Annotated in this window: 11 protein-coding genes; 7 read left to right on the top strand and 4 right to left on the bottom strand. The window is 69.2% G+C overall.

Annotation, left to right across the window (positions count from 1 at the left end; genetic code table 11):
* The 4 genes from AC1D12_RS12160 to AC1D12_RS12175 all read left to right on the top strand — a co-directional run.
* Window positions 1-559 (top strand): type 1 periplasmic-binding domain-containing protein (locus AC1D12_RS12160; protein WP_477840622.1); only part of this gene is annotated, 559 nt, incomplete at its 5' end.
* A 4-nt stretch (window positions 560-563) separates the two neighbouring features.
* Window positions 564-1385: an ABC transporter ATP-binding protein gene (locus AC1D12_RS12165; RefSeq protein WP_465114834.1), complete on the top strand. Its 822-nt coding sequence runs from the start codon at window positions 564-566 to the stop codon at window positions 1383-1385.
* Window positions 1386-1502: 117 nt separating this feature from the next.
* Window positions 1503-1796, top strand: a complete 294-nt coding sequence (locus AC1D12_RS12170; protein WP_465114832.1) for a hypothetical protein — start codon at window positions 1503-1505, stop codon at window positions 1794-1796.
* A complete protein-coding gene (locus AC1D12_RS12175) occupies window positions 1796-3061 on the top strand; it encodes a phenylacetate--CoA ligase family protein (protein ID WP_477840624.1) in 1266 nt (421 codons plus the stop codon). Before AC1D12_RS12170 ends, AC1D12_RS12175 begins: the two co-directional genes overlap by 1 nt.
* A 111-nt stretch (window positions 3062-3172) precedes the next feature.
* Here AC1D12_RS12175 and AC1D12_RS12180 read toward each other — a convergent pair whose 3' ends face one another.
* Together AC1D12_RS12180 and AC1D12_RS12185 are read right to left on the bottom strand one after the other, a co-directional pair.
* Window positions 3173-4150 carry a Bug family tripartite tricarboxylate transporter substrate binding protein gene (locus AC1D12_RS12180; protein WP_477825168.1) on the bottom strand — a complete coding sequence of 326 codons (978 nt, stop codon included), beginning with the start codon at window positions 4148-4150 and terminating at the stop codon, window positions 3173-3175.
* Between the two features lie 34 nt (window positions 4151-4184).
* Complete coding sequence (locus AC1D12_RS12185; RefSeq protein WP_477840626.1) at window positions 4185-5426, bottom strand: pyridoxal-phosphate-dependent aminotransferase family protein; 1242 nt, start codon at window positions 5424-5426, stop codon at window positions 4185-4187.
* Window positions 5427-5563: 137 nt separating this feature from the next.
* Between AC1D12_RS12185 and AC1D12_RS12190 the strand changes: the two genes are divergently transcribed.
* From AC1D12_RS12190 to AC1D12_RS12200, 3 genes are all read left to right on the top strand, one after another.
* Window positions 5564-6256: a GntR family transcriptional regulator gene (locus AC1D12_RS12190; protein WP_465114827.1), complete on the top strand. Its 693-nt coding sequence runs from the start codon at window positions 5564-5566 to the stop codon at window positions 6254-6256.
* The gene (locus tag AC1D12_RS12195) at window positions 6253-9294 is read left to right on the top strand and encodes an FAD-binding and (Fe-S)-binding domain-containing protein (protein ID WP_477840628.1); all 3042 of its coding nucleotides are present in this window, start codon (window positions 6253-6255) and stop codon (window positions 9292-9294) included. Before AC1D12_RS12190 ends, AC1D12_RS12195 begins: the two co-directional genes overlap by 4 nt.
* Window positions 9295-9406: 112 nt before the next feature.
* Window positions 9407-10378, top strand: a complete 972-nt coding sequence (locus AC1D12_RS12200; RefSeq protein WP_477825172.1) for a tripartite tricarboxylate transporter substrate-binding protein — start codon at window positions 9407-9409, stop codon at window positions 10376-10378.
* 86 nt (window positions 10379-10464) lie between these two features.
* On the opposite strand, the gene dtd is transcribed toward AC1D12_RS12200, so the two are convergent.
* Both dtd and AC1D12_RS12210 read right to left on the bottom strand, forming a co-directional pair.
* Window positions 10465-10908, bottom strand: coding sequence for a D-aminoacyl-tRNA deacylase (gene dtd / locus AC1D12_RS12205; RefSeq protein ID WP_477825173.1), 444 nt, complete (start codon window positions 10906-10908; stop codon window positions 10465-10467).
* Window positions 10905-11650 (bottom strand): cation diffusion facilitator family transporter (locus tag AC1D12_RS12210; RefSeq protein WP_477840630.1); only part of this gene is annotated, 746 nt, incomplete at its 5' end. The genes dtd and AC1D12_RS12210, both read right to left, overlap by 4 nt.

The following is an 11650-nucleotide window of genomic DNA, read 5'->3' on the forward strand; positions in this document are numbered from 1 at the left end:
GATGTACGGCGTCTGGTGGGCCGGTGCCGAGCCCGACGTGAAGGACGTGGGCGACGCCGCCAAGGGCTACAACGCGCTGGCGCTGAACACCTCGGGCCAGCAGCCGAAGGTGATCCAGGACATCCTGAAGTACGTGCACGACAAGGGCCAGGGCGCCGGCCCGAAGGACGAGGTCGGCTCGGTGCTGTACACGCGCGGGCTGATCATCCAGATGCTCGGCGTCGAGGCGGTGCGGCGCGCGCAGGAGCGGTTTGGCAAGGGCAAGGTGATGACCGGCGAACAGGTGCGCTGGGGGCTGGAGAACCTGGCGCTGGACCAGAAGAAGCTCGATGCGCTCGGCTTTGCCGGCGTGATGCGGCCGGTCAGCACCTCGTGCCTCGACCACATGGGCACCACCTGGACGCGGGTGCACACCTGGGACGGCAGCAAGTGGAACTTCAGCTCCGACTGGTACCAGGCCGACGAGCAGATCCTGAAGCCGATGGTGAAGGCGGCGGCGGACAAGTACGCCACCGACAAGAAGCTGACCCGCCGCAGCCCTGAAGACTGCCAGAGCTGATCCCATGAGCGCACCGGTCTTGCTCAACGTCAACGGGATCGAGGTGATCTACCACCACGTGATCCTGGTGCTGAAGGGCGTCTCGCTGCAGGTGCCCGAGGGCGGCATCGTCGCGCTGCTGGGCGGCAACGGAGCCGGCAAGACGACGACGCTGCGCGCCGTCAGCAACCTGCTGGCGGGCGAGCGCGGCGCGGTCACCAAGGGCAGCATCGAGCTGCGCGGCGACCGCATCGAGGCGCTGTCCACCGCCGAGATGGTGAACCGCGGCGTCGTGCAGGTGATGGAAGGCCGGCACTGCTTCGCGCACCTGACGATCGAGGAGAACCTGATGACCGGCGCCTGGACCCGGCGCGACGGCAAGGCGGCGGTGGCCGAGACGCTGGAGAAGGTCTACGGCTACTTCCCGCGGCTGAAGACGCGGCGCGGCTCGCAGGCGGCCTACACCTCGGGCGGCGAGCAGCAGATGTGCGCGATCGGCCGCGCGCTGATGGCGAACCCGAAGATGGTGCTGCTCGACGAGCCGTCGATGGGCCTCGCGCCGCAGATCGTCGAGGAGGTGTTCGAGATCGTGCGCGACCTGAACCAGCGCGAGCGCGTGACCTTCCTGCTCGCCGAGCAGAACACCGCGATGGCGCTGCGCTATGCCGACCACGGCTACATCCTCGAGAACGGCCGCGTCGTGATGGACGGTGCGGCCAAGGCGCTGGCCGAGAACGAGGACGTGAAGGAGTTCTACCTCGGCACCGGCGGCGCGAAGGACGACGTGGAGCGCAAGAGCTTTCGCGACGTCAAGAGCTACAAGCGCCGCAAACGCTGGTTGACGTGACCCACCCCCGAGGCGCTGCGCGCCTCCCCCTCAAGGGGGCGCCACCAGTGGCCCGGCAAAGCCGGTTCCACGGTGGCCGCTTGATTGACGGTGCTGTGCGAAATATGGAGCGATGTGATGTCCGATGATTTTTTCGCCCTGCCTCCCTTCAAGCCCGACGAGACGTTGGTCACGCTGAAGCGCCAGCTGCGCGAGCTGAAGCCGCTGGCCGAGCGCGGCGCGGCGTTCGACTGGAAGGGCAAGCCGGTGCTGCAGCTCGCGAGCGATGCCGCGACGATCACCGCGCGCATCGCCCGCCGGCCGATCACGACGCCGGAATGGGACACGCAGGTGCTGAAGAGCGGCGCCGACGTGCGCAAGCTGGTCGACGAGGTGCGCAAGCGCCTGGTCCGTTGGGCGGATGACGAGTGATGGGCACCTTCTACGACGCGCTGGAAACACGGGAGCCGGCCGAGCGCGAGCGCGCGCTGTTCGCGGCGCTGCCGGCGCTGCTGGCGCATGCGCAGGCCCATGCGCCGGCGTTCGATGCGCTGCCCGCCGGTGCCGATGCCGCGCGGATCACCGACCGCGCGGCGCTCGCGGCGCTGCCGGTGATCCGCAAACACGAGCTGCTGGCGCTTCAGCAGGCGCAGCGCGCCAGCGATCCGTTCGGCGGCTTCTCGACCATCGGCTGGCGCGGCCTGCGCCGCCCGAGCGGCGCGCGCCGCGTGTTCCAGTCGCCCGGTCCGATCTACGAGCCCGAGGGTGCGGCCACCGACTACTGGCGCGCCGCCCGCGCGCTGCATGCCGCGGGCTTCCGCGCTGGCGACCTGGTGCACAACAGCTTCAGCTACCACCTGACGCCGGCCGGCTCGATGATGGAAGGCGGTGCACTCGCGCTCGGCTGCACCGTGTTCCCCGGCGGCGTCGGCAACACCGAGCTGCAGCTGCAGGCGATGCGCGAGCTGCGGCCGCACGGCTATGCCGGCACGCCGAGCTTCCTGAAGATCCTGGTCGACAAGGCGCTCGAGGGCGGCGGCAGCGTCCCCGGCTCGCTGCGCCGCGCGCTGCTCAGCGGCGAGGCCTTTCCGCCGTCGCTGCGCGACTGGCTGCGCGGCCACGGCATCGAGGGCTACCAGTGCTACGCGACGGCGGACCTCGGTCTGATCGCGTACGAGACCGAAGCGCGCGAAGGGCTGGTGCTCGACGAAGGCGTGATCGTCGAGATCGTGCGGCCCGGCACCGGCGACCCGGTGCCCGATGGCGAGGTCGGCGAGCTGGTCGTGACCACGTTGAACCCGGACTACCCGCTGGTGCGCTTCGGCACCGGCGACCTGTCGGCGGTGCTGGCGGGCCGCTGCCCGACCGGCCGCACCAACACGCGCATCAAGGGCTGGATGGGCCGCGCCGACCAGACCGCGAAAGTGCGCGGCATGTTCGTGCACCCGTCGCAGGTGGCCGAGGTGGCCAGGCGCTTCCCGGAGATCGTGCGGGCGCGGCTGGTGGTCAGCGGCGAGATGGCGAGCGACCGCATGGCGCTGCGCGTCGAAGTGACCGCCGAACCAGAGGGCCTGGCCACGCGCATCGCCGATGCGATCCGCGACGTGACCAAGCTGCGCGGCGAGGTGGAACTGTGCGCACCGGGCAGCCTGCCCAATGACGGACGCGTCATCGAGGACGCGCGCAAATACACCTAGCCTCCCCGTTCGCCCTGAGCTTGTCGAAGGGTCGCGTTGAGCTTGTCGAAACGCCCGCGCGATGCGCCGGCTTCGACAGGCTCAGCCCGAACGGTTGGCTGCGGATGCCGTTCAGGTGTCCGCCTTCACGTGCCCTTCCTTGACCACCTTCGCCCACTTCGCGATCTCGGCGTGGATGAACGCGGTGAACTTCTCCGACGACCCACCGCCGTCTTCGGCGCCGTAGCTCTCCAGCCGCTCCTGCACGTCGGGCATCGCCATCACCTTGTTGGCGTCGTCGTTGATCTTCTGCGCCAGCCCCTTCGGCAGCTTGCCCGGCCCGACCAGACCATACCAGGTGGTGGCCTCGAAATCGGGGAAGCCCTGCTCGGCCATCGTCGGCACCGTCGGGTGGCCCTTCGCTCGCTTGGTGCGCGTCTGCGCGATCGCGATCACCTTGCCGCCCTTCACGTGCGGCGTGGCGGCCGTCATCGTCTCGAACACGTAGTTGATCTGCCCGCCGATCAGGTCGGTGATGGCCGGTGCGCTGCCCTTGTACGGGATGTGCAGCGCATTCACCTTCGCGCTCAGCTTGAACATCTCCAGCGCCAGGTGCTGGGCCGAGCCCGAGCCGGCCGAGCCGAAGCTGATCTCGCCGGGCTTGGCCTTGCACAGCGCGACGATGTCCTTCACCGTGACGGCCGGCTGCATCGTGCCGGCGATCAGCAGGTTGGGCGTCACGCCCACCAGCATGATCGGCACGAAATCGCGCTCGACGTTGTAGTTCAGCTTGGGCTGCAGGCTGGGTGCGAGCGCGTGGCTGTTGATGTGCGCCATCAGCAGCGTGCTGCCGTCGCTCGGCTGCTGCGCGACGTAGTCGGCGGCGAGCACGCCGGCGACACCGGCCTTGTTCTCGACGATCACCTGCTGGCCCCACATCACGCCCAGCTTCTGGCCCAGCACGCGCGCCAGCGCGTCGGTGCCGCCGCCCGGCGGGAAGCCGACGATGATGCGGATCGGGCCCGAAGGCAGTCCCTGCGCGAACAGGCGCGGTGCCCCGAGGCTGGCGACCGTGCCGGCCGCGGCCTGTAGAAGGGAGCGACGTTGCATGCGAACCTCCTGACTGTTGTGGAATGCGATGTCTTCAGGCCGCGGCCTTCAGGGCCGGGCTCTGCGGATGCGACGAGAAGTAGTCCATCGCCGCCTGCACGCCGCTGCCCGCGGTGACGATGCCCGACAGCTTCAGCCCCATCTCGACGCCCGACAGCGCCGCCATCAGCGTCAGGTCGTTGCAGTCGCCGAGGTGGCCGATGCGGAACATGCGGCCCTTGACGCGGCCGAGGCCGGTGCCGAGCGACAGGTCGAAGCGCTGGTGGATCAGCTTGCGCAGCACATCGGCGTCGACGCCCTCGGGCGTGATCACGCCGGTCAGCACCGGCGAGTAGACCGATGCGTCGGCACACTGGATCGGCAGGCCCCAGGCCCGCACCGCGCTGCGCACCGCCTCGCCCCAGCGCTGGTGGCGCGCGAACACCGTCTCGAGCCCCTGGTCGAGCAGCATGTCGAGCGCTTCGCTCAGGCCGTACAGCAGGTTGGTGTTCGGCGTGTAGGGCCAGTAGCCCGTCTTGTTGATCTCGATGATCTCGTCCCAGGCCCAGAAGGCCTTCGGCAGCTGCGCCTTCCTGCTGGCTTCGATCGCCTTCGGCGACACCGCGTTGAAGCTGATGCCCGGCGGCAGCATCAGGCCCTTCTGCGAGCCGCTGACCGTCACGTCGACACCCCACTCGTCATGCCGGTAGTCGGCACTGGCCAGGCCCGAGATCGTGTCGACCAGCAACAGCGCCGGGTGCTTCGCCGCATCGATCGCGCGGCGCACCGCGGCGATGTCGGAGGTGACGCCGGTCGAGGTCTCGTTGTGCACCACGCACACCGCCTTGATCGCATGGCCGGCGTCCTCGCGCAGGCGCTTCTCGATCAGGTCGGCCTGCACGCCGTGGCGCCAGCTGTTCGGCAGGCCGGTCAGCGCATCGGTGCCGGGCAGCGCCAGGAACTCCGGCTTCAGGCCCAGGCGCAGCGCCATCTTCTGCCACAGGCTCGCGAAGTGGCCGGTCTCGTACATCAGCACCGCGTCGCCGGGGCTCAGCACGTTGGCCAGTGCGGCTTCCCACGCGCCGGTGCCGGACGCCGGGTAGATCACGACCGGGTGCCGCGTGCGGAACACCTGCTGGATGCCGGACAGCACCTTCAGCCCGAGCACGCCGAACTCCGGCCCGCGGTGATCGATGGTGGGCAGGCTCATCGCCCGCAGGATGCGATCCGGCACCGGGCTGGGCCCGGGGATCTGCAGGAAATGACGGCCGCTGGGGTGCTGGTCTAGCGCGATCATGACGACTCCTGACGAGGTCCGAATGCGCCTGAGTTTTGCATACAAAATTCTTTTGTCAATGGTTGCCACCCGCGATGGCATCCGTATGATGACCATCAACCTGCACAGAAAATGAATACAAATTCAGAAAGTCCACGATGGCCGACATCATTTCCATCCCTCGCCAGGTGCTGCACCAACAGGTGTGCACGCGGCTGCGCCAGCTGATCGTCGAGAACCACATCCCACCCGGCAGCAAGCTGAACGAGCGCGCGCTGTGCGAGCAGCTGAAGGTGTCGCGCACCCCGCTGCGCGAGGCGATCAAGATGCTGGCCGCCGAAGGGCTGGTGGAGCTGCTGCCGAACCGCGGCGCGGTCGCGATGGAGCTCTCGGCGCAGGACGTCTCCGACACCTTCGAGGTGATCGCCGGGCTGGAAGGCCTGTCGGGCGAGCTGGCGGCGCAGCGCATCACCGAGGCCGAGCTGGCCGAGATCCGCGCGCTGCACTTCGAGATGCTCGCGGCCTACACGCGGCGCGACCTGCCCACCTACTACAGCATCAACGCGGTGATCCACCGGCACATCAATGCCGCGGCACGCAACCCGGTGCTGACGCAGACCTATGCCACGGTGAACGCCCGCCTGCAGGCGCTGCGCTTCCGCTCCAACTGCGACGAGGCCAAGTGGGCCCGCGCGATGGGCGAGCACGAGCGCATGGTCGAGCTGCTCACGGCCCGCGATGGTGCCGGCCTGCGCCAGCTGCTGGTGCAGCACCTGCTGAACAAGCGCGACGTGGTGCTCGAACTGATGAAGCACGGCGAGCTGGATTCGTCGCCGAAGGTGTCGGCATGAACACGCTGGTCGACGCCGGCGTGGCCCGCGAGGCCGGCCGCTCGCTGCGAGATTTCGGCACCCCCGAGGCGGCCGAGCTGGCGAAGCGCCTGTCCGCCCACACCCAGGGCGAGACGCTGTTCGACATCGCCTCGCGCGGCCGCTACGCGACCGATGCGTCGATCTACCAGATCATGCCGGTCGGCGTGTTCGTGCCGCGCGGCGCGCAGGACATCGCCACCGCGATCGACATCGCGCGCGACCTGAAGACCCCGCTGCTGCCGCGCGGCGGCGGCACCTCGCAGTGCGGCCAGACCACCGGCGCGGCGCTCGTGATCGACACCAGCAAGCACTACCGCCAGGTGATCGCGTTCGACCGCGACGCGATGACGGTGCAGGTCGAGCCCGGCATCGTGCTCGACCACCTGAACGCCTTCCTGAAGCCGCACGGGCTGTGGTACCCGGTCGACGTGTCGACCAGCGCGCAGGCCACGCTCGGCGGCATGGCCGGCAACAACTCCTGCGGCTCGCGCAGCATCGCCTACGGCAACATGGTGCACAACGTGCTCGCCGCCGAGGCCTGGCTGAGCGACGGCAGCAACGTGCGCTTCGGCCGCGTCGACCAGCTGGGCGCGAAGGAAGCCGCGATCGCCGATTTCGTGCGCGGCCTGGCGGCCACCGAGCGCGACGAGATCGACCTGCGCTGGCCGAAGGTGATGCGCCGCGTCGGCGGCTACAACCTGGACATCTTCCACCCGCAGAGCGAGCGGCCGTACACCGCCGACGGCAGCGTCAACCTGGCGCACCTGCTGATCGGCGCCGAAGGCACGCTCGCCTTCACGCGCAGCCTGACGCTGAAGCTCGCGCCGCTGCCGCGCCACAAGATGCTCGGCGTCGTCAACTACCCGAGCTTCCATGCCGCGATGGATTCGGCGCAGCACATCGTGAAGCTGGGCCCGAGCGCGGTCGAGCTGGTCGATCGCACGATGATCGAGCTGTCGCGCGCGAACCCGGCGTTCCGCGCGACGATCGAGTCGGCCCTGGTCGGCGAGCCGCAGGCGATCCTGCTGGTGGAGTTCAGCGGCGACGACAAGGCCGTGCTGCTTGCGCAACTGAAGCAGTTGGTCGAGCTGATGGGCGATGCGCTGAAGCTGCCGGGCAGCGTGGTCGAGATGCGCGACGAGGCGCCGCAGAAGGCCTTGTGGGAGGTGCGCAAGGCGGGCCTCAACATCATGATGAGCCTGAAGGGCGACGGCAAGCCGGTCAGCTTCATCGAGGACTGCGCGGTGCCGCTCGAGCACCTGGCCGAGTACACCGACGCGCTGACCGAGGTGTTCCACCGGCATGGCAGCAAGGGCACCTGGTATGCGCACGCCTCGGTCGGCACGCTGCACGTGCGGCCGATCCTCGACATGCGCCAGGGCGGCCCGGGCGGCGGCGCGCACAAGATGCGCTCGATCGCCGAGGAGGCCAGCGCGCTGGTGCGCAAGTTCAAGGGCGCCTACAGCGGCGAGCATGGCGACGGCCTGTGCCGCGGCGAGTGGATCGAGTGGCAGTTCGGGCCGCGCCTCAACGAGGCCTTCCGCGCGATCAAGCAGCACCTCGACCCGTTGAACCTGATGAACCCGGGCAAGATCATCGATCCGCCGAAGATGGACGATGCGAGCCTGTTCCGCTATGCGCCGGGCTACCGGACGATCGCGCTGAAGCCGGTCTTCGACTGGTCGGCCTGGAACGTGCAGAACGACCCGGCGACCGAGACCACGACGGCGCCCGGCACCGGTGGCGACGCGAGCGGCGGCTTCGCGAAGGCGGTCGAGATGTGCAACAACAACGGGCACTGCCGCAAGTTCGACGCCGGCACGATGTGCCCGAGCTACCGCGTCACGCGCGACGAGCAGCACCTGACGCGCGGCCGCGCGAACACGCTGCGGCTCGCGCTGTCGAACCAGCTCGGCGAACAGGGCTTCACGAGCGATGCGGTGCGCGACGCGATGGACCTGTGCGTGGGCTGCAAGGGCTGCAAGCGCGACTGCCCGACCGGCATCGACATGGCGAAGATGAAGCTCGAGTTCACCGCGCACGACAAGGCCCGCCACGGCCACACGCTGAAGGACCGGCTGGTCGCCCACCTGCCGGCCTATGCGCGGCTCGCGAGCGCCGCGCCGTGGCTGTTCAACCTGCGCGAGACGCTGCCCGGCGCGAAGGGACTGGCCGAGCGCTGGCTGGGCCTCTCGGCCAGGCGCAGCCTGCCGCGCTTTCGCCGCGACACCTTTCGCCGCGCCGCGCCGCACATCGGCCTGGTCACGCGCGCCGAGGTGCTGCAGGCCGACAAGCCGGTCGTGCTGTTCGTCGACACCTTCAACGGCGCCTTCGAGAGCGAGAACGCGACCGCCGCGGTGCGCGTGCTGCAGGCGGCCGGCTACGCCGTGCATGCCGCGAGCCGGCCGGGCGCGGCGCTGTGCTGCGGCCGCACCTACCTGGCCGCCGGCATGCCGGAGCAGGCCAGGGCGAATGCGCGCGAGCTGCTGAAGGCCTTGCTGCCGTTCGCGCAGCGCGGCATCGCGATCGTCGGCCTGGAGCCGTCGTGCCTGCTGACGATGCGCGACGAGATGCTGGTGATGGGCCTGGGCGATGACGCCAAGGTGCTGGCCGATCACGCGCTGTTGCTCGAGGAATTCCTCGCGCGCGAGGCGAAGGCGGGCCGCTTCGCGCCGCGCTTCAGGCCGGCGACGCAGGCGATGCGGGTGCACGGCCACTGCCACCAGAAGGCATTCGGCGCGATCCAGCCGGTGCTCGACGTGCTGAAGCTGATCCCGGACGCGCAGCCGGCGCTGATCGAGAGCTCGTGCTGCGGCATGGCCGGCAGCTTCGGCTACGAGGCGAGCCACCACGAGGTGTCGATGCAGATGGCCGAGCTGAGCCTGCTGCCGGCGGTGCGCGAGGCGCCCGACGCGATCATCGTTGCCGATGGCACCAGCTGCAGGCACCAGATCGCCGACGGCGCGCAGCGCGAGGCCTTGCACGTCGCGCGGGTGCTGGCCGACCACCTGATCTGAATGGCCTTGCGGGGTCTCCGGGTTACGTAGTTTCCGCCATGCCGGCGCCTCGGAGCTTCCTTAAGCTCGGGTCTTCCGACTCTCCGACACGCTTGCTCGAAAGGACACGACCATGAAGAAACTCCTGCTGGCTGGCGCCGCACTGCTGACGGCGACCGCCGCCCTGGCCGAGTACCCCGAGAAGCCGGTGACCATCGTCGTCCCGTTCTCCGCAGGCGGCCCGACCGACAAGGTCGCGCGCGACCTGGCCGAGGCGTTGCGCAAGCCGCTGGGCGGCCAGGTCATCATCATCGACAACGTCGGCGGCGCCGGCGGCACGCTGGGCGCGACCAAGGTGGCCAAGGCGTCGAACGACGGCTACACGCTGCTGCTGCACCACATCGGCATGAGCACCTCGCCGGCGCTGTACCGCAACATGCAGTACAAGACGCTGGAGGACTTCGAGTACCTCGGCATGATCAACGAAGTGCCGATGACGCTGATCGGCAAGCCGACGCTGCCGGCCACGAACTATGCCGAGCTGACCAAGTGGCTCGATGCGAACAAGGGCAAGATCAACCTGGCGAACGCCGGGCTCGGATCGGCCTCGCACCTGTGCGGCCTGCTGTTCATGAGCACCACCAAGGTCGACATGACGACCGTGCCGTACAAGGGCACCGGCCCGGCGATGACCGACCTGCTGGGCGGCCAGGTCGACCTGATGTGCGACCAGACCACCAACACCACCAGCCAGATCGCCGGCGGCAAGGTGAAGGCGTTCGCGGTCACGAGCACCAAGCGCCTGACGACGCCGGCGCTGGCCAAGCTGCCGACGCTCGACGAATCGGGGCTGAAGGGCTTCAACGTCAGCATCTGGCACGCGCTGTATGCGCCGAAGGGCACGCCGAAGGCCGTCACCGACAAGATCAACGCGGCGCTGAAGGTCGCGCTGAAGGATCCGGACTTCATCCACCGTGAAGAAGGCCTGGGCGCGGTGGTGATGACCGATGCCCGCGTCAACGGCCCGGAGCACAAGAAGTTCGTCGAGGCCGAGATCAACAAGTGGGGCCCGATCATCAAGGCCGCCGGTCAATACGCCGACTGATTGTTGGCCCCCCAGTCGCTTCACTCCTGCCCCCAAGGGGCGCCTCCCAGCGGCCCGGCAAAGCCGGTTCCGCGGGAGTTGCTTGATCATGCTCGCAACGTGATCGGTATCGTGACGGGCCCGTCGTTGATCAAGTGAACCTTCATGTCCGCCCCGAACTCGCCGCTGGCGACGGTCGGGTGCTGTGACCGCGCGGTGGCGAGCACCCGCTCATAGAGCTCGCGGCCCAGCGCCGGCGGCGCCGCCGCGGTGAAGCTGGGCCGGTTGCCGCCCGACACGTCCGCCGCCAGCGTGAACTGGCTGACGATCAGCAGCCCGCCGCCGATGTCGGTGACGCTGCGGTTCATCTTGCCCTGCTCGTCGCCGAAGATGCGCAGCTTCAGCAGCTTCGCGACCAGCTTGTCGGCGATCGCCGGCGTGTCGCCCGGCTCGGCGCAGACCAGCACCAGCAGGCCGGCGTCGATCGCGCCGATGACTTCGCCCGCCACCTCGACACGCGCCTGCGCCACCCGCTGCGTGATGGAGATCATGCTGCCGCCGCCTCGACATTCGTCGGCAGCAGCTGGATCGAGGCCCGCAGGCCAGGCACGTCACCCATCAAGGCCTGCTCGACATCGGCGCGCAACGCCGCCGCGCGGCCGAGCGTCCAGTCGGCCGGCACGTGCATGTGCATATCGATGAAGCGCCGCTGCCCGGCGCGCCGCGTGACGACATGGTCGAAGCGGATCGGGTGGTGGCCGAACTGCGCGAGCGTGCGATCGATCTGCTCGCGGATCTCCGGCTCGACGGCACTGTCCATCAAGCCCTCGACCGAGCGCCATGCCAGCTGCGCGCCTTCGCGCAGGATGTTCAGCGCGACGCCGACGGCCAGCACCGGATCCAGCCACAGCCAGCCGGTCAGCTGGACCAGCAGCAGGCCCACGATGACCCCGGCGGAGGTCCACACGTCGGTCATCAGGTGGCGCGCATCGGCCTCCAGCACGATCGAACGGTGCTGCCGTGCGCCGGCCATCATCCGCCAGGCCAGCACGCCGTTGATCGCCGAGCTGGCGACCGACAGCGCCAGGCCCCAGCCCAGCGACTCGAGCGGCTGCGGGTGCGCGAAGCGCAGCACCGCCGCCCAGACGATGCTCACCGCCGCTGCGGCGATCAGCATGCCCTCGAAGCCGCTGGAGAAGTACTCGGCCTTCGTGTGGCCCGACGGATGGTCTTCGTCGGCCGGCCGGCGCGCGATGTTCACCATCAGCAGCGCGAACAGCGCCGAGACCAGGT

The organism is Rhizobacter sp. P1_G5 (genome assembly GCF_056405435.1).

Bases quoted from the DNA above. Each gene is read 5' to 3' on its own strand.
- AC1D12_RS12180 (WP_477825168.1), bottom strand. From the start codon at position 4,150: ATGCAACGTCGCTCCCTTCTACAGGCCGCGGCCGGCACGGTCGCCAGC.
- AC1D12_RS12190 (WP_465114827.1), top strand. From the start codon at position 5,564: ATGGCCGACATCATTTCCATCCCTCGCCAGGTGCTGCACCAACAGGTG.
- dtd (WP_477825173.1), bottom strand. From the start codon at position 10,908: ATGATCTCCATCACGCAGCGGGTGGCGCAGGCGCGTGTCGAGGTGGCG.
- AC1D12_RS12170 (WP_465114832.1), top strand. From the start codon at position 1,503: ATGTCCGATGATTTTTTCGCCCTGCCTCCCTTCAAGCCCGACGAGACG.
- AC1D12_RS12195 (WP_477840628.1), top strand. From the start codon at position 6,253: ATGAACACGCTGGTCGACGCCGGCGTGGCCCGCGAGGCCGGCCGCTCG.
- AC1D12_RS12165 (WP_465114834.1), top strand. From the start codon at position 564: ATGAGCGCACCGGTCTTGCTCAACGTCAACGGGATCGAGGTGATCTAC.
- AC1D12_RS12200 (WP_477825172.1), top strand. From the start codon at position 9,407: ATGAAGAAACTCCTGCTGGCTGGCGCCGCACTGCTGACGGCGACCGCC.
- AC1D12_RS12185 (WP_477840626.1), bottom strand. From the start codon at position 5,426: ATGATCGCGCTAGACCAGCACCCCAGCGGCCGTCATTTCCTGCAGATC.
- AC1D12_RS12175 (WP_477840624.1), top strand. From the start codon at position 1,796: ATGGGCACCTTCTACGACGCGCTGGAAACACGGGAGCCGGCCGAGCGC.